The organism is Streptococcus sanguinis SK1 = NCTC 7863, assembly GCF_000194945.1.
Classification (GTDB): domain Bacteria; phylum Bacillota; class Bacilli; order Lactobacillales; family Streptococcaceae; genus Streptococcus; species Streptococcus sanguinis.
On sequence record NZ_GL878507.1, the window covers coordinates 1,031,883 to 1,049,846 of the forward strand.

Here is a 17,964-nt window from a genome sequence, read left to right on the forward strand (position 1 = left end):
GAAAATTTCAACCAAAAGTTATAAATTTAAAGAATTTTTTCACAATTAAGATAGATTGTCTAAGTTTGTTCATATTATATCTGATTATTTCTATTTTCTTTGATTTCAACTTTCTGAACAAACTTCACTATGCCTTTGAAGAAAACTAAAAAAGACCAGGAAAATCTCCCTGATCTTAATTTTCAGATTAATCGAAGTCCAGATATTCTTTTTCAAGCTCAAGAACTTCTTCCATCGTTGCACATTCAGTCAGTGCACGCTGAGCCAGTTCTTGCATCTTCTTCGTATCCAGCTTCTTCATGAGGCTACGAGTCCGAAGAACTGAAGTCGCACTCATAGAGAATTCATCCAAGCCCATACCTACGAGCAATGGCACCGCAGTTTGGTCGCCGGCCATTTCTCCACACATACCTGCCCACTTGCCTTCAGCATGAGCTGCCTTGATAACATTGTTAATCAAGCGAAGGATAGATGGATTGTAAGGTTGATAGAGGTAAGAGACTTGCTCATTCATCCGGTCAGCCGCCATAGTGTACTGAATCAAGTCGTTAGTACCAATTGAGAAGAAGTCTACTTCCTTGGCAAATTGATCCGCCAACATAGCTGCTGCTGGGATTTCAATCATGATACCCACTTGGATATTATCTGCTACTGCAACGCCTTCAGCTTGCAGCTTAGCTTTTTCTTCGTCATAAACCGCTTTAGCTTTGCGGAATTCTGTCAGAAGGGCCACCATTGGGAACATGATACGCAATTGTCCATGTACAGAAGCACGCAAGAGAGCGCGGATTTGTGTACGGAACATAGCATCGCCAGTTTCAGAGATAGAGATACGCAAAGCACGGAAACCAAGGAATGGGTTCATTTCATGCGGCATATCGAAGTAAGGAAGCTCCTTATCTCCACCAATGTCCATTGTACGAACAACTACTGGTTTTCCATTCATGCCTTCAAGCACAGCCTTGTATGCTTCATACTGCTCATCTTCTGTCGGGAAGTCTTGAGAGTCCATATAAAGGAACTCAGTACGGTAAAGACCAACCGCTTCTGCACCATTAGCATTGACACCTTCAACGTCTTTTGGTGTACCGATATTGGCAGCCAATTCGAAGTGCTTGCCATCTGCAGTCACAGTCTGAGCATCTTTAAGCAATTCCCATTCAGCTTTTTGCTTAGCATAAGCCTCACCAGCTGCTTTAAATGCTGCGATTTGCTCTTCAGTTGGGTTGATAATCACTTCACCAGTGATACCGTTAGCTGCAATCACATCGCCGTCTTTTACAAGCTCAGTAATGTTATTAGTTCCCAATACTGCTGCGATTTCAAGCGTACGTGCCATGATAGCAGAGTGGCTTGTCCGGCCGCCGATATTGGTTACAAAAGCTTTGACGAATTTCTTATCCAACTGTGCTGTATCAGAAGGAGTCAAGTCATGAGCAATGACAACTGATTCTTCATTGATAGACGCTGGATTTGGCAATTTCTTGCCCAAAAGGTTAGCAAGAACCCGTTTTGTCACGTCGCGGATATCTGCCGCACGTTCCTGCATATATGGATTGTCGTCCATGTTTTCAAAGAGAGTGATAAACATGTCCGTTACTTCTTTCAGACCAGCTTCTGCATTGGTCTTTTTCGCACGGATTGTTTCTTTGATTTGCCCAACCATTTCAGGGTCAGCAAGTACCATTAAGTGAGCGTCAAATACCTGAGCGGCTTCCTCACCAAGGCTATCTACTGCTTTCTCACGGATAACAGAAAGCTCGTTCTGTGAAGCTTCAAGAGCTGCATCCAAACGAGCCTCTTCTGCATTCGTATCTTCGACTGAAACAGTCTCAAATGATAAATCCGGTTGAACTAATAGATATGCCTTAGCAACGGCAACACCGTCAGATGCTGCAATTCCTTTAAGCATTTCTGTCATATTAAGCCAATCCTTCTTTTTCCATTGTTTCAGAGATTGCAGCGATAGCATCGTCTGCATCTGCACCTTCAGCTGAGATCTTAACATCAGCTCCTTGGCCAACACCGAGACTCATAACACCCATGATAGATTTCAAGTTTACTGATTTACCTTTGTATTCAAGCGTGATGTCTGAAGCAAATTTGCTAGCAGTTTGAACCAACAAAGTTGCTGGACGTGCGTGAATACCTGTTTCTGCTACAATGTGGAAATCTTTAGAAGCCATAGTTAGACTCTCCTTTTAAATAATTCTTTTTGAGTTATTGTGATAACCCTTACAAGTTGATATTATATCACCTTTTGAAATCTTTTTCAAGAATTTTATAGCCCGCTTACAAAATATTTCTTAGGAAATGAAAACTCTTCTTATTATATTGAAGGTGGAATTTTCAAGCAAAAGCCCCCATCTTTCAGCTTTTATTCAAAAATTTCTTCCAGCAAGTTTTCAATCATAAATTTCTTATTTTTATAGTAGTTAATTTCCATAAATTAAGAATATAAACTCCTCCCTCCACTCCTCCTAGTGATTCCCTAAATTCTGTAACACAAGATATTGGATTTTTGTTTTTGGCGGAAAAACTACTAGTCATTTTTCTAACATTTTAAGACTTGTTTAAGCATTGCCGCATCAGCATTTTGCTCCTTTTCTGCAATTTTTCACTTCTTTTCACCGCTTATACAAACACTATATATTGTATTGTAATCTATCCTATAACAAAATATCACACAATATTTAGTTCAAAACTATTGACATTCTATTTTCTTTTAGATATACTAGTTTCGTATTATTTAAAAGAAAAACGAAAGTTTAGAGGAATTTTTAATGGTAACTATTTACTCAAAAAACAACTGCGTTCAGTGCAAAATGACCAAGCGCTTCTTAGATACTAATCATGTAGAATATCGCGAAATCAACTTGGATGAACAGCCAGAATTCATTGACCATGTCAAAGATCTTGGTTTCAACGCTGCTCCTGTGATTCAGACAGCAACTGAGGCATTTTCTGGTTTCCAACCTGGTAAATTGAAAAAACTGTCTTAATGTAGTTTATTTTGAGGGCGGCGCGCCTTGATTGGGAGATAAACTAAAAGACATATTATCAGGGCAAACTGCAGCTCCTATGCTCATAGGGGCCGTTTCTTTTGTAAGGCGGATATTTTTCTGCTAGCTAATTATCTTATTTATATAGAAAAGGAAAAACATGGGACTCAAACATTTAGAGGATGTGACATACTTCCGACTCAACAACGAAATCAACCGTCCAGTTAATGGTCAGATTATGCTTCATAAAGATCAAGAAGCCTTAAAAGCTTTTTTTAAAGAAAACGTTGAGCCGAACACCAAGCAATTTTCTTCTATCACAGAAAAGATTAATTATTTAATAGAAGAAAACTATTTGGAGAAGGAATTTATTGAACTTTATTCTCCGGAATATATCGAGGAGCTGACTGCTTTTATCCATGCTCAAGATTTCAAGTTCAAATCTTTCATGGCTGCTTATAAGTTCTACAACCAGTATGCCCTGAAGACAAATGATGGTGAATACTATCTGGAAAGCATGGAAGATCGGGTACTCTTCAACGCCCTCTACTTTGCCAACGGAGATGAAGCCATTGCCAAGGATATTGCAAATGAGATTATCCACCAGCGCTACCAACCAGCTACACCAAGCTTCCTCAACGCTGGTCGGGCCCGTCGTGGTGAATTGGTTTCTTGCTTCCTCATCCAAGTAACAGATGATATGAACTCAATCGGCCGCTCCATTAACTCTGCCCTGCAGTTGTCTCGTATCGGAGGCGGGGTCGGTATTTCCCTCAGCAATCTGCGGGAAGCTGGAGCACCTATCAAGGGTTATGAAGGAGCTGCATCTGGCGTTGTGCCTGTTATGAAACTCTTTGAGGACAGCTTCTCTTACTCTAACCAACTGGGGCAACGTCAAGGAGCTGGAGTTGTTTACCTCAATGTCTTCCACCCAGATATCATCGCCTTCCTTTCTACCAAGAAAGAAAATGCCGACGAAAAAGTTCGGGTTAAAACCCTCTCACTCGGTGTTGTCATTCCGGATAAGTTCTACGAATTAGCGCGTAAAAATGAAGAAATGTACCTCTTCAGCCCATATTCTGTTGAACGCGAGTACGGTGTACCATTTGCCTACCTTGACATCACTGAAAAATACGATGAATTGGTCGCTAATCCAAATATCACTAAGACCAAGATCAAGGCCCGTGATTTGGAAACAGAAATTTCTAAACTCCAACAAGAATCTGGCTACCCTTATGTTGTAAACATTGATACAGCCAACCGTTCAAATCCAATCGACGGTAAAATCGTCATGAGTAACCTTTGCTCTGAAATCCTGCAAGTACAGGAGCCTAGCCTTTTGAATGACGCACAAGAATATCTTCACCTAGGAACAGACGTATCATGTAACTTAGGCTCTACCAACGTTGTCAACATGATGACTTCGCCTGACTTCGGAAAATCCATCCGAACTATGACACGCGCTTTGACCTTTGTCACAGACAGCTCGCACATCACAGCTGTGCCTTCTATCGACAATGGTAACAGTCTGGCGCATACCTTTGGTCTGGGAGCTATGGGACTGCACAGCTATTTGGCTCAGCAGTTGATCGATTATGGATCTGCGGAAGCTGTAGAGTTCACTAGCATCTACTTCATGCTCATGAACTACTGGACCTTGGTTGAGTCTAACAATATCGCTCGCGAACGTGGCGTGACCTTCCACAACTTTGAAAAATCTGACTATGCCAACGGCACTTACTTTGACAAGTACCTGACGGGTGAATTTGTACCTAAGTCTGACCGTGTCAAAGAACTCTTCGCAGGCATCTTTATCCCGTCTGCAGAGGATTGGGCAGAGTTGCGAGACAAGATCAAGGCTGATGGTCTCTACCATCAAAACCGCTTGGCCGTTGCACCAAATGGCTCTATCAGCTACATCAATGACGTTTCTGCTTCAATTCATCCAATCACTCAACGGATCGAAGAACGTCAAGAAAAGAAAATCGGTAAGATCTACTATCCTGCTGCTGGTCTGTCAACTGAGACTATCCCTTACTACACCAGCGCCTATGACATGGACATGCGCAAGGTTATCGATGTCTATGCAGCCGCAACTGAGCACGTGGATCAAGGACTTTCCCTGACTCTCTTTATGCGCAGCGATATCCCTAAAGGCCTCTACGAATGGAAAAAAGAAAGCAAGCAGACAACCCGCGATCTTTCTATCCTGCGTAACTACGCCTTCAACAAGGGAATCAAGTCCATCTACTACGTCCGCACCTTTACTGATGATGGCGGCGAAGTAGGTGCCAACCAATGTGAAAGCTGTGTCATCTAACAAGAGATTTTAGAAAAAGAAAAGGAAATTCGACCATGTTACAATTTTACCTTCCTCATCATTGTCAGGAAGGTAAAATCGTGAAGCATTGGGACAGTATCCAAGAAGGGATAGCTGATACCCCATTAGGTCGTACCATCTACTAAAGGAGAAAGAATGCAAACTTACTACAAAGCCATTAACTGGAACGCTATCGAAGATGTCATCGATAAGTCCACCTGGGAAAAACTGACTGAGCAATTCTGGCTGGATACGCGGATTCCCCTATCCAATGATCTGGATGACTGGAGAAAGCTATCCCACAAGGAAAAAGACCTGGTCGGCAAAGTCTTCGGCGGCCTGACCCTGCTGGATACCCTCCAGTCTGAGTCTGGTGTGGATGCCCTTCGCAAGGATGTCCGCACTGCTCACGAAGAAGCTGTCTTCAACAACATTCAATTTATGGAATCCGTTCACGCCAAGTCTTACTCTTCTATCTTTTCTACGCTCAACACCAAGTCAGAAATTGATGAAATCTTTGCCTGGACCAACACCAATCCATATCTGCAAAAGAAAGCTGAGATTATCAACGAGATTTACCTGAATGGTACAGCTCTGGAAAAGAAAATAGCCAGCGTTTTCTTGGAAACCTTCCTCTTCTACTCCGGTTTCTTTACTCCGCTCTACTATCTGGGTAATAACAAACTGGCCAACGTTGCTGAGATTATCAAGCTGATCATCCGTGACGAGTCTGTCCATGGAACCTATATCGGCTATAAGTTCCAGCTAGGTTTTAACGAATTGCCAGAAGACGAGCAAGAAAAACTCAAAGAATGGATGTATGACCTGCTCTACACCCTCTATGAAAATGAAGAAGGCTATACTGAAAGCCTGTATGACACAGTCGGCTGGACCGAAGAGGTCAAGACCTTCCTGCGCTACAATGCCAATAAAGCTCTGATGAATCTGGGACAGGATCCCCTCTTCCCAGACTCAGCGGACGATGTCAATCCTATCGTCATGAACGGTATCTCAACCGGTACTTCCAACCATGACTTCTTCTCCCAAGTAGGTAACGGCTACCTGCTAGGCGAAGTCGAAGCCATGCAGGATGACGACTATAATTACGGTTTATAAAGTGTTTAAAACAATAAAAAGAAATTAAGCTACAAAAACCAGTTAAATAGCGTTTTTAGGGCAATCTAATCATCGATTAGATTTTATTAAACAGTCCACAAAGTTCCTAAAAAGGTTCACAAAAATACCCGTTAGGGTATCTATCAATTTATGAGTTCTGCAGGCAAGATCTAGCACCCTTTACAGGGTGCTTTTTTGTCCCTATATATTAGGAAGTGATCCCTTTTTTATCACCTTGCTTTTAACTGTTCTTAGGAAATTTCTTTGAGATCATTTTTGCGCATTCATCCATCTTATTAATATCTTGTTTATTTAAACCCCTATTGTCTTTTTTGGGACTTTTAATTTTTATTTTAAAATTTCCAGTTTTTTTTCTATTTGTAATTTTTATGGCCCTACTACACAGTTCACATGGATATTTTGTAACTGGCATTTTTACTGTTTTTCTTTTTCCTAGACCTATACTATCGATCTTAGATATCAATTTTCTTTCACAACATGTGAACATTCTATTTTCTCTACTTTTTGATTTTTCAAATTGCTCATATGTAATATCTTTCCCATATTTTAAATAATACTTTGTATTTTTAGCTATGGATACATACTCTATATTTTCACCCCCTAATATTTCTACTAAAATTGATACTACTTTTTGTTTATTACTAGTATTTCCATTAGGTATGATAGTTGCTTTTATAGTCTCATCATTTAAACCATTTATAGTTATATAGTTTGTATTGTTTAATCTTACCGAAGCATAGCAATTTATTTCTTTGTTTATGAATTTTGCAAGGTTTAAATCTTCAATTTTTTTACAAAATTGACTGATAATACGTTTTTTCTTGCCACCAATTACAATTCTATTTAAATCTTGTGTATTTAAACAAAATAAATCAGATTCAATCTCCTTTTTGTTCGTATCTATCTCAGAAAGTATTCTTGTACTTATCCTGATTTGACTTTCCCAACGATAGTACTTAATAAAATCTTTCAAAGTAAAATCGAAAAAATATTCTTCAAAAAAAAGGTAGCTATATATAATATTTAGCAAGTAAATTCTCAGAATCGATTTTTGTCTTTCTGTTAATTCTATAAAAAATGAACTTTCTTTTATCTTTATTTCCTTATATAATTTTAAAAGTTCTTCCAAATCCCCCATATAATAATAGTAGAAGTATCGAGATGGTACAATATACTTTACAAATTCTAATTCTTCCTCTTTTACATCTTTAAGTCTTTCTAAAATGTTACTCAATTCGTCCTCGTAAAAGAATTTCAACCTTAAAAGATCACCATAATAATTAGAAGTTTCTCTAATTATTCTATTAGCACTTTTTTCTTCTAAGTGTTTGCTAACATCCTTATGCAGTGCTTCTACTGTATAAAGATCAGTTACTACATTTATAAAATCCAAATTTGCATCAAGAATTAACTTCTTCTCTACCTCCACATTTCTTCTTTCTTTATCTAGACCTTGAAAAATCCATGGAGAATTAAGTTTTTCTTTTAATTCCAAAATTGATTGGTTTTCTTTTTTATCCATGCTAACCTCGATATATTAAAGTATTTTTTAATATAATTTTATCAAAATTATTACTTTTGTCTATACTGTTTCTCCAAGTTATGCATATCCACCGAATGAAGCACTAGATCACGATACTTAAGAGTTGATACCATGTAATCTAGTAACTCCTTATCTTCTATCTTAAAAACTAATAGGAGTAATCACTTAACCTTGTATACATTCTTTAGTATCGGTACACTGTAAGTCACTTCTACCCAGAGTTCAAAACGTTAGTACCTTCAATTCTTATAAGTTCAATATTTAAAAAATTCATTTTTCTTTCCTATAGTTTATTATTCGTAAAAGGAAAAGAAAAAACCTAGAAATGAACTGCACCCCAAAAGTTAGACAAGAAAAATCTAACTTTTGGGGTGTTATTTTTATGAAATTAAACTATGAAGACAAGATTCAAATCTATCACTTGCGAAAAAATGGTGCAACTATCAAATCATTATCAAAACAATTTAAGATCAATCAGTCAGGGATTGAATATTTGATTCGACTGATTGATAGGCATTGTCAAGAAAAATATTCGATTTTTAAAATCATTTAAGTTTTTACCCCCTTTTTGTCTGAAGTGCCCCGACTTGGAAAAAGTCCCCTTCACTGGTGCTCAAAAACTTAAAAAGACTCGATTTTTTGACAGAGAGTCATTCCATACTTATGGAATTTCTCAGAAGTATAAGTATAAATCTTTGATTGCAAGATATCCATTACATTCTGCTCAGCTTCTGGCAAATCATCGTAATAAACTTCAAAAATCTCATCTATGATATGCTCCAATTCGGACAAGACTTCAGAGTTGCCATAAGTGGTCGTGCGAATCAGCTTATACTTCAAGCGCTGGTAATCAGCAGGTAGAGCGGCATCTTCTTTTTTACTTCCTATCAAGGTTGCCAAATCAACCTCTAGACAGGAAGCCAGATATTCTAAAGTAGAGAGAGTCGGCTGGGAAATGCCGGACTCCAAACGCGTTAACTGCCGTATAGAAAGCTTTGACTCATCACCACACAATTGCTCCTTGGTCCAGCCCCTATTTAATCGAAGCTGTTTCAAATGCTGTCCAAATTCTTTTCCTTGCATCGTCAATTCCCCTCCCAAATAAATCAGGAAACTTTTGGCTATGTTATCATGTTATTCTAGATTTATTGTAGCATAATTGGAAAGATTTTACTAATAAAATTCCAAAAAGATTACTTCCTTTTCTCAGTGATGAAATCTACCTAACTGATGCAACAGTTAGGTAGTGCGGAGCTATTGAGACCTTAGGCTCAATAGTTAGTCATGGAACTCTGCAGGAGGTCGCTGACGTCCGCCATCACTTGAGAAAAGCATGTAAATCTAAAAATTAGTATATTACAAGTATTAAAGGACCCCAAACTTAAAAGTTTGGAGTCCTTCTACCATATTCTTTTTTTAAGCCTAAACACAAAAAACTAGCAATAAACATTCAAGTGAGATGGCAAGACACGAATCGTTACTGGCAATTGGTCGCCCTCATCTCCGTCAACGTTGACACTAAGCTCTGCGTTTGCATCAGCCAACTCAACTGTGATTTCCTTAAAGGTCAGATACTCGATATTATCACTTTCTTCACCATTGCCCGAAATCAAATCCGGTACAGAAACCAAGGTGTCCAAGAGATTTTTATCCTTAAGATACAAGAGATGGAGCAAGCCGTCATTGACAGTGGCTTCAGGGAGAATGCTCTCGAAACCTCCGATTGAGTTGGTAGAGCCAATCAAGAGTGTGCTGCTCTTTATCGTGCGCTCTTCTCCATCAATCTTCAAGTGAAATTCGTAAAAACTAGTATCCATCAACTGCTTGAAACCAGAGATAAAGTAGGCAAACTTACCCCACTTGGTCTTGTCTTCAGAATCTACATTGTTGATCGACTCTGGAATAGTTCCAATGGCAACCACATTCATAAAGTACTGGTCATTAATCTTGCCGATATCAAGTGGCTTGACTTTGTTAATATCCAGATTCTGGATGGCTTCTTCAGCGTCTAGGGGAATGCCGAGAGCACGCGCCAAGTCATTGACCGTACCAAGTGGAAAGAAACCAAAGGTCGGACGATAGTCTAGTTCAGCCAGACCACTGATTCCTTCATTGACAGTTCCATCGCCACCCATGACAAAGACGCTATCATAATGGTCTTCTGCGGCTTGCTTAGCAAAAGCTGCTGCGTCTCCGCCTTTTTCAGTATGCTTGACCACTACCTCATCGAAACATTCTGCCAGCTTTTCCCTTGCCAAGTCTTCGTAGGACTTGGCTTTTTCGCCTCCCGAGCTAGGGTTGACAATTAATAGGACTTTAGACATAAAGAAACCTCTTTTCATTTGATAGCTCATTATACCATCTGGAAAACACTTTCACAAGAATTTGAATCTGCTGGCTTTCGAAAGACCAGAACAGCAGTTTAGTAGTTAAAATCCATTCCACAGAAAAACACTTCTGCCGTTAGACTTTTCTGCCTAAGTTTAGAAGTGCTGTCTTATATTTAGTTTTTCTATTAAAAGAAGACAATGAGAACAAAGGCAATTAGATTATTGGCCAAATGTAGCCCCATTGAGTAGCGAAGATCCTTCTTAGCTAGATATCCTATGCCAAAGATAGCTCCCAAGATGAAGTAAACCAGAAACTGGACAAGATTGCCTGGCATGTGCAGAAGAGAGAAAAAGCTGGCAGATACGGTTAAATAGAGCAGGATTTTCGCCAAGCTATTTTGGTCAGGAAAGAGAAACTTAGCCAAAAATCCTCGTGTCAGCAACTCCTCGAGAATAGGAGCAAAGATTACCATGTATAGGAAGGCAAAGGCTGGCTGCTGCTGAATCAATTGTACAGCAGTGTTCTGATTGGCAGAAGATTCAATAGGAACGAGCTGCTGGAAGATGAGAAAAGCAAGCAAGAGGGCGCTGGGAAGCCAGATAGAACTGGTCAGCTTGGTATTTTTGATTTCCAGTTTCAAATCTTTCTGGTACCATTTCCACATGGCAAAAGAATAGAGACTTGCAAGTATGACAAAAATCGGCAAAATCAATAGTTGAGAAGTTCCTCCTGTCAGAGAACCTATGGTGAAGAGAACTATAGCCGAAAATATATAGAAATAGGCCAAGAGAACAAGTATATAAAGGCCAAAATTAGTAAAGAAGGTTTTTAATTTCATAGTGATTCCTTATAGATTGATTTACTTAAACATAGCTAGCAGCAGTATTATAGCCATAGGGAGATTGTTCAGGATATGAACCAACATGGAATCTTTTATATTCTCCCGACGAGCATAGGATAAATATAAAACCAGTCCAAGTGCAAAATAAATTGGAAACTCTGTCAATTGGGTGATATGAGGCAGGGTAAAGACCACAGAAGTCACAATAGCAGACAAAACTTTTTGATTATTCTTGAAAAAGAAGGCAGTACCAAAACCGCGGAAAATTAATTCTTCCATGATAGGAGCGATAAAGGCAATCGTTGCAACAAAGAGCAAGGCAAAAAAGATATGCTGCGAAGACATCATTCCCCCTAGCCCTTGTATGGCACTGTCATTACTGGTCTGGGAATTGCCGCTCAGGATGAGATTGAGATAAACACCGACAATAGCAGCCACTCTAGCAAGGAAAAAGAATAGAAAAGCAAAACCGATGTCCTTGCCAGACAGTTTGAATTTCTTCTTTTCTTCAGGCACACGCTTCTGATAACGCCGCCACAAGCTACGAAAAATCAGGAAAACTAAAATCAGATACAAGGCTACCAATAAGATTTCTGCATAAATAGGTAAATTCTTCCCGAGTCTCAAGAATAGCATAGGAGCAACATTTATAAGGAGGCTAAGAGCAATTAAGCCTATCCATTTTACAAGTCCTAAAGCAGTTGATTTGAAGTTGTTCATTTTGTATTCTCCTTCTGATAAATATTGATACCGACTTCCGTATCCTCAACAGCAATATCTCCCTTCTGCTGGAGAATAGTGGCAGCGAGGAAAAAATCTCCTGCACAGCCGGCTGCATGGAAGCTAGCAAGAACGATATAAGAGGTTGCAGTCAGAATATGCAAGGCATAGATCAAGGTCAGGACTAGGCTAATCAGAAAGAAAGGTGCCAGGATGATGACGAGCATCCTTTTCCGACTGTAACGACTGCCTGGACTGGTCGCATAGGCCATGCCGCTTTTAAAACCAAACTTGACCTTGGTATTTTCATCCCCCAAGACCTTGAAGAAAAAGCCGTGAATCAGCTCATGGATGACCATTAGAACAAGGAGGTAGAGTAAGTCAAAAAAATGAAAAACTTCGCTACCCTTGCCATACATCAGAATAGCAATCCAGGTAAAGAGAGCTAGAAAAGGGAAGATCAGCAACACTGCCGTTATATTCAGAGCCAGATTGACCTTTTTATTATGGATAAAATCAAGTTCTTTCAGTAGTTTCATAATTTCCGCCTTTCATCGGGAAATAAGCTTATTTGAAATATTTTCTTACCATTGGATAATACATAAGATTGATATAGATATGGATCACCACTAGGACGACAAAACCGGAAACGACATTGAGGGGGGTGAAAGTTCCCACTATCCCTAAAACAATATAGAGGATTGGCAGAAGTCTCTGATTTACATTGAAGAGAATAAGATAGCACTGTTCATAATTGGCTTGCAGCTCTGACTCATCATAAGAGAGCACAAATTCTTTTATTTCCTCAGTAGTCGGAAAGGCTGATAGCTTATAGTGCCGCACCTTCTGAACTGTCTTTAAAAAGACAACTTGCAAAATAATATAAAGAAAGGCAATCGCATAATCTATAAGACTCCACTGAAGCGGGCTCTTATGATTAGTGATATTCTCGATATAAACAACTCCAACTAAAATCGTAAAAAGAACGATAGCACTGCTGATATTAAAGACAATGCCCGCATATTCCAGATTTTTAAAGGTTAGCCGGTACCATTCATAATTCTTATCCTCATCTGCTTCTTTTTCATAGGCTTCATTGTATTTACGAGTCCGATAAATCAAGAAAAAGACCAATGGATAGAGGATGATAAGACTAGCCCGACCTAACTGGCGCAGCAGTTGAACAGTAAAAATAGTCGACCAACTTATGTTTTTTAGCAGACCAGTTTCAGAAAACAAAATAGACAGACCACCTATAAAAGCTCCAGCTAGCAATATAAGGACATTATATAAAACTCTTTTCTGTTTAGATATACGTTTTTGCTCTTTCACGACTTCTTCTCCTTTATTTTTTTACAATAGATGATACAAGAATGCTGAGGCTGAAGGACTGTTTTAGCTCCTGTTGAAATGAATCTTAATTGGTTCTTCATTCTGCTTCCTCCACCAGCCGAAAGACATTCTCAACGTTTTCATTGAAAATATGGGCGATCTTAAGGGCAATCACAATCGATGGGGTATATTCGCCTCTCTCTATAAGGCTGATTGTCTGCCTGGAAACACCGGCCAGCTTAGCCAGTTCTGTCTGGTTGAGACCGTCACGCGCCCTCAACTCCTTGAGTCGATTTCTAAGCTGCATCATAAACTCCTTATTTATTATTCTCCCTTGGATAAAATCATTGTAACAGATTCTTTTCTTTTTGACAAGTATCTTTGTCAAAAAAATAATAATCATTGTCAAAAACACCATTATCATAGACAAAAAAGAATCCAGCTCAAACTGAATTCTTTTCCTTTATTCATCAACTTCATAAAACACTTCTTTTAAAACAGCAATCCCCTGCTGAATTTCCTCCCTGCTGATAGTCAAAGGCGGCAGGAGACGGATAACATTCTCTCCGGCTGTCAGGATAATCAAGCCCTTCTGACGAGCGGCTTCAACAACCTTTGACAGACTGACACTTGTTTCAATCCCAATCATCATGCCCAGACCGCGAACAGCAGAAATCTTTGGATGATTCTGAAAAGCAAGCTGCAGCTGCTCCAATAAGATATCACTCTTAGATCTGACTTCTTCCAGAAAGCCTGCCTCTTTCATGATATGCAAAGTCTCCAAGGCAGCTGCCATGGCTAATTTATTGCCACCAAAGGTAGAACCATGACTGCCAGGTCCAAAAGCCGGAGCCAAGCTAGATTTTCCTAATAGAGCGCCAGCGGGCAAGCCATTGGCCAGCCCCTTAGCCAGTGTAACAATATCCGGTATAATCCCATAATGCTCAAAGGAATAAAGCTGACCCGTGCGCCCCATACCTGTCTGGACCTCATCAACAATCAGCAAAATCTCCTCTCGTCGGCAAAAATCAGCCAAGTTTTTGACAAAGGTTACTTCTGCTGGACGAACCCCCGATTCTCCTTGGACCAATTCCAGCATGACAGCTGCCGTATCCTGATTGACCAACTTTTCTACGCTAGCTAGATCATTGTAAACCGCATAGCTGAAATGGGGCACACCATCACCAAATCCTTTCTTGATCTTATCCTGTCCTGTTGCGGCCATAGCACCAAAGGTCCGACCGTGAAAGGATTGCTGAAAAGTGATAATACCTTGCTTGCCAGTAGCTTTGCGGGCTAGCTTAATAGCAGCTTCATTGGCTTCTGCTCCGCTATTGCAGAAAAATGCCAAATAATTATAAGAAACTGCCAGTTCCTGAGCCACCTGCTCTTGCAGAGAGCTAAGATAGAGATTGGGACTATGCCAGATGCGCCCTGCTTGCTGGAGCAAAGCCTGCTGAACCTGCGGGTGAAAGCCAAGATTGGTTACGCCAATCCCCGATGAAAAGTCCAAATAAGCCTTTCCCTCACTGTCAATCAGATAGGAGCCCTCTGCTTTAACAAACTCAATAGGTGCCCTCTTGTAGTTTTCAAATAAATAAGTCATCGTTATCCCTCTGCTATCAAGGTGCCTGTCGAAAGATTGTCACCAATCAGAACCTGCCCGACACCGGAAAGCACAGTCTGGACAGCACTCTCAATCTTAGGAATCATGCCGCCCTTGATGACACCTGTCTGAATCTTCTTGGACACCTGACTGGTCAGAATCTGGGGCAGAACTTTTTTGTCCTCTAGAACCCCTTCTATATCTGTCATCAAGATCAGCTTCTCTGCCTGCAAACTACTAGCAACTGCCGCAGCAAGATAGTCTGCATTGATATTTAAGAGCTCGCCAGCTGCATTTTCTCCTAGCGAAGCTAGCACTGGGACTATGTCCTCAGCTAGCAGCTGCTCTAGATAGGCAGTTTGAATCGCCGTCACCTGACCGACATAGCCATAGAGGTCTTTATTGATAAAATCTGCCGAAACTGTCTTTCCCAAATGAGAAACCAGCTGAAGGCTTTCAATATCTGAGTCGTTCAGTTCTTGTGTCAACGTCCGGCCGACTTGACCTAGCAAAGCCTGCTCAATAATGGGTAAATCAGACTTAGCTGTCACTCGCAACCCCTTAACCTTACGAGTAGGCAGCTGGCGCTCTTTCATAAGTTGGTTTATGACCAGACCACCCCCGTGAACGACCACGATTTTCTTACCAGCTGCTATCCACGCTTGCATTTGCTTGATAAACTTAGTAGACAGCTTTTGCGCAGCAACACCGCCAATTTTTATAACAATCACATCTTTCATTGCATTTCTCCTTAAGTTCTATAGAGGGCGTTGATTTTCACATAATCATAGGATAGATCGCAGCCCCAGGCCTGAGCTTCAGCTTCCCCATCGTGTAGGTCAATGGTCAAGGTCAGCAGCTCCCCAGCCATGGCATCACTTGTTTCCTCGGGGTCAAAAGCCACAGGGCTAGAAGCCTGCATAACTGGAATCCCCTCAATCCAAATATCAATATTATCTACCGAGACATCTGCTCCCGCATAGCCGATAGCTGCTAAGATTCGTCCCCAATTGGGATCTTGACCAAAAATAGCCGTTTTGACCAAGCTAGAGCCAACGACACTCTTAGCAATCATACGGCCGCTCTGTTCATCCTTGGCATGCAGCACATTAACTTCAATCAGCTTGGTCGCTCCCTCGCCATCCTTGGCAATTTTCTTAGCCAAGTCAGCCATAAGATAGCGGAGCATCTTAGAAAACTTTTCAAATTCTTCCGTATCTGGTAGAATTTCTTCGTTTTGTCGGCAGCCATTTGCCATGACTAATACCATGTCATTAGTCGATGTATCGCCATCCACCGTGATTTGGTTGAAAGTCGTCTCCACATGCTGACTGAGAGCCTTTTGCAAGGTAGCACTGGAAATATTGGCATCACAGGTGATAAAGGCCAGCATAGTCGCCATATTCGGATGAATCATGCCCGAGCCCTTGGCTACTCCCGCCATAGTCACCAGGTCTGAGCCAAACTCTTCTGTGACTACACAGGTCTTGGTACAAGTATCCGTCGTCAAGATAGCCTCAGCAAAATCTTCTGCCTTGCCACTCACCAGAATCTGTGACAGACCATTTTTCAGAGCATTCATTGGAAGCTGCTCGCCGATGACTCCTGTAGAAGCCAGACCAACCAAGTCAGGCTCAATCTTCAGCTTTTGGGCAGTCAAACGCTGCATTTCATAGGCGGCGTCCAGCCCCTGCTGGCCTGTACAGGAATTGGCAACACCAGAATTAACCACTATTGCCTGCAATTTCTGGCTCTTTTGAATTGATGCTTTGGTCACTAGAAGCGGAGCAGCAATGACCTTATTGGTCGTATAGACTCCTGCCACACTGGCCGGTACTTCTGATACAATCCAGCAAAAATCCAACTTCTTTTTCTTAAAGCCAGCGTGTAAACCGTCAGCTGAAAAGCCTAGCGGACTGGCAATCGTTCCATCAATAATCTTCATATCTAACCCTTTCTCATCTAGACATAGGACGGTTGACTGAGCAGGCCATCTTTTTCGGGAAAGCCCAGCATCAGATTCATATTTTGAACCGCCTGACCAGCAGCCCCCTTAATCAGGTTATCCAGCACAGCCACTACAGTTAAAATATTTGTCACAGGATTATAGTCAAAACCAATATCTGTATAATTAGTACCTACAACCTGGTGCAGATTCGGCAGAGCTGCTTGGATACGGACAAAAGGCTTGTCCTGATAGCAATCTTGGTAAATAGCAGCCAGCTCTTCTCGAGTCAAAGGGGCTTTCAACTTACTATAAACTGTCGCCACGATGCCACGATTGAGCGGAATAAGGGAAGTTGAAAACTGAATCTGCTGCAATCTCTTATCAAAACGCTGCAACTGCTGCACAATCTCTGGAATATGCTGATGCTGATTCAGCTTGTAAGTCACATAATTGTCATGCACATGGACAAAATGGCTGGATGCAGCTGGATTTTTCCCTGCCCCTGTCAAACCGCTCTTGGCGTCGACAATAATGGAGTCAAGCTCAATCGCCTGAGCCTGCAGCAAAGGAATCAAGGCCAACTCTGTAGCTGTCGCATAGCAGCCGGGATTGGCAATAAATCGCTTCCCTCTGATATCTGTAAATTCAGACAGTCCATAAATAAACTCTTTTTGAACATGGACTTCAGCTGGCTCTTTCTGATACCATTTTTTATAAATATTCCCTGGCAAACGATGATCGCCAGATAGGTCAATGACTGGAAATCCTGCTTCTACAAAGTCTTTTGACAAATCTTTAGCCACTCCGCTTGACGTTGCAAAGAAAACAAGATCTGCTCGTCGCATAATTTCTTGACTGTCAAAAGCTTCTATTTTCAGGTCGCAAATCCCCTTCAAATGAGGATAAAACTCTGACACAGGAGCCTCCATATCTTGGCTGGCATGAAGGGAAACGACTTCTGCCTTCGGATGTTGCAGTAAAATACGGAGGAGTTCCATTCCTGAGTAACCAGTAATTCCTACAATCGAAATTCGCATATTTTTAAAACACCTCCGTATAAATATGCGTTTTATTTTACTCGTATATTTTCCCTTTGTCAAGTATTTTCTGTATTTTTATGCAATATTTTTGAAAATATCATTATTTATTCTAAAACAATTCATAATTTCTTGCCGAAAAGTAGC

General features: G+C 40.7%; 16 protein-coding genes and 2 pseudogenes. 3 read left to right on the plus strand and 15 right to left on the minus strand.

What is annotated here, in order from left to right; translation table 11 throughout:
• Positions 1 to 187: 187 nt before the first annotated feature.
• Positions 188 to 1,921 carry a phosphoenolpyruvate--protein phosphotransferase gene (gene ptsP, locus HMPREF9378_RS06035; protein ID WP_002900755.1) on the minus strand — a complete coding sequence of 578 codons (1,734 nt, stop codon included), beginning with the start codon at positions 1,919 to 1,921 and terminating at the stop codon, positions 188 to 190.
• A 1-nt stretch (position 1,922) separates the two neighbouring features.
• The gene (locus tag HMPREF9378_RS06030; protein WP_002896017.1) at positions 1,923 to 2,186 is read right to left on the minus strand and encodes a phosphocarrier protein HPr; all 264 of its coding nucleotides are present in this window, start codon (positions 2,184 to 2,186) and stop codon (positions 1,923 to 1,925) included.
• Between the two features lie 597 nt (positions 2,187 to 2,783).
• Here HMPREF9378_RS06030 and nrdH point away from each other — a divergent pair.
• From nrdH to nrdF, 3 genes are all read left to right on the plus strand, one after another.
• Entirely contained in the window at positions 2,784 to 3,002 is a 219-nt protein-coding gene (nrdH, locus tag HMPREF9378_RS06025) for a glutaredoxin-like protein NrdH (RefSeq protein WP_002897920.1), read from the plus strand.
• Positions 3,003 to 3,162: 160 nt separating this feature from the next.
• Entirely contained in the window at positions 3,163 to 5,322 is a 2,160-nt protein-coding gene (gene nrdE / locus HMPREF9378_RS06020) for a class 1b ribonucleoside-diphosphate reductase subunit alpha (RefSeq protein WP_002900758.1), read from the plus strand.
• 156 nt (positions 5,323 to 5,478) lie between these two features.
• Positions 5,479 to 6,438, plus strand: coding sequence for a class 1b ribonucleoside-diphosphate reductase subunit beta (nrdF, locus tag HMPREF9378_RS06015; RefSeq protein ID WP_002900761.1), 960 nt, complete (start codon positions 5,479 to 5,481; stop codon positions 6,436 to 6,438).
• A gap of 241 nt (positions 6,439 to 6,679) precedes the next feature.
• Here the strand turns inward: nrdF and HMPREF9378_RS06010 are convergent, their stop codons facing one another.
• From HMPREF9378_RS06010 to argC, 13 genes and pseudogenes are all read right to left on the minus strand, one after another.
• A complete protein-coding gene (locus tag HMPREF9378_RS06010) occupies positions 6,680 to 7,981 on the minus strand; it encodes a hypothetical protein (RefSeq protein WP_002913740.1) in 1,302 nt (433 codons plus the stop codon).
• A gap of 50 nt (positions 7,982 to 8,031) precedes the next feature.
• Positions 8,032 to 8,211 (minus strand): annotated as a pseudogene (locus HMPREF9378_RS11915) (DUF7720 family protein).
• A gap of 436 nt (positions 8,212 to 8,647) precedes the next feature.
• Positions 8,648 to 9,085 (minus strand): annotated as a pseudogene (locus tag HMPREF9378_RS06000) (helix-turn-helix domain-containing protein); the annotation flags it as partial.
• 353 nt (positions 9,086 to 9,438) lie between these two features.
• The gene (locus HMPREF9378_RS05995; RefSeq protein ID WP_002902690.1) at positions 9,439 to 10,356 is read right to left on the minus strand and encodes a diacylglycerol/lipid kinase family protein; all 918 of its coding nucleotides are present in this window, start codon (positions 10,354 to 10,356) and stop codon (positions 9,439 to 9,441) included.
• Positions 10,357 to 10,517: 161 nt separating this feature from the next.
• A complete protein-coding gene (locus tag HMPREF9378_RS05990; RefSeq protein ID WP_002902688.1) occupies positions 10,518 to 11,171 on the minus strand; it encodes a CPBP family intramembrane glutamic endopeptidase in 654 nt (217 codons plus the stop codon).
• Positions 11,172 to 11,192: 21 nt separating this feature from the next.
• A complete protein-coding gene (locus HMPREF9378_RS05985; protein WP_002902687.1) occupies positions 11,193 to 11,894 on the minus strand; it encodes a CPBP family intramembrane glutamic endopeptidase in 702 nt (233 codons plus the stop codon).
• Complete coding sequence (locus HMPREF9378_RS05980) at positions 11,891 to 12,433, minus strand: DUF3267 domain-containing protein (protein ID WP_002902685.1); 543 nt, start codon at positions 12,431 to 12,433, stop codon at positions 11,891 to 11,893. The genes HMPREF9378_RS05985 and HMPREF9378_RS05980 overlap by 4 nt, the downstream gene beginning before the upstream one ends.
• Before the next feature lie 28 nt (positions 12,434 to 12,461).
• Positions 12,462 to 13,226, minus strand: coding sequence for a DUF3169 family protein (locus HMPREF9378_RS05975; protein ID WP_002913743.1), 765 nt, complete (start codon positions 13,224 to 13,226; stop codon positions 12,462 to 12,464).
• Between the two features lie 97 nt (positions 13,227 to 13,323).
• On the minus strand, positions 13,324 to 13,533 hold the full coding sequence (locus HMPREF9378_RS11885) for a helix-turn-helix transcriptional regulator (RefSeq protein WP_009659847.1): 210 nt from the start codon (positions 13,531 to 13,533) through the stop codon (positions 13,324 to 13,326).
• Between the two features lie 156 nt (positions 13,534 to 13,689).
• Positions 13,690 to 14,832 (minus strand): acetylornithine transaminase, encoded by a 1,143-nt coding sequence (locus HMPREF9378_RS05970; RefSeq protein ID WP_002900791.1) that lies wholly within the window; start codon positions 14,830 to 14,832, stop codon positions 13,690 to 13,692.
• 2 nt (positions 14,833 to 14,834) lie between these two features.
• Positions 14,835 to 15,572 carry an acetylglutamate kinase gene (gene argB, locus HMPREF9378_RS05965; protein ID WP_002900794.1) on the minus strand — a complete coding sequence of 246 codons (738 nt, stop codon included), beginning with the start codon at positions 15,570 to 15,572 and terminating at the stop codon, positions 14,835 to 14,837.
• Between the two features lie 11 nt (positions 15,573 to 15,583).
• The gene (argJ, locus tag HMPREF9378_RS05960; protein WP_002900796.1) at positions 15,584 to 16,777 is read right to left on the minus strand and encodes a bifunctional glutamate N-acetyltransferase/amino-acid acetyltransferase ArgJ; all 1,194 of its coding nucleotides are present in this window, start codon (positions 16,775 to 16,777) and stop codon (positions 15,584 to 15,586) included.
• 17 nt (positions 16,778 to 16,794) lie between these two features.
• Complete coding sequence (gene argC, locus HMPREF9378_RS05955) at positions 16,795 to 17,817, minus strand: N-acetyl-gamma-glutamyl-phosphate reductase (protein ID WP_002900800.1); 1,023 nt, start codon at positions 17,815 to 17,817, stop codon at positions 16,795 to 16,797.
• Positions 17,818 to 17,964 lie beyond the last annotated feature (147 nt).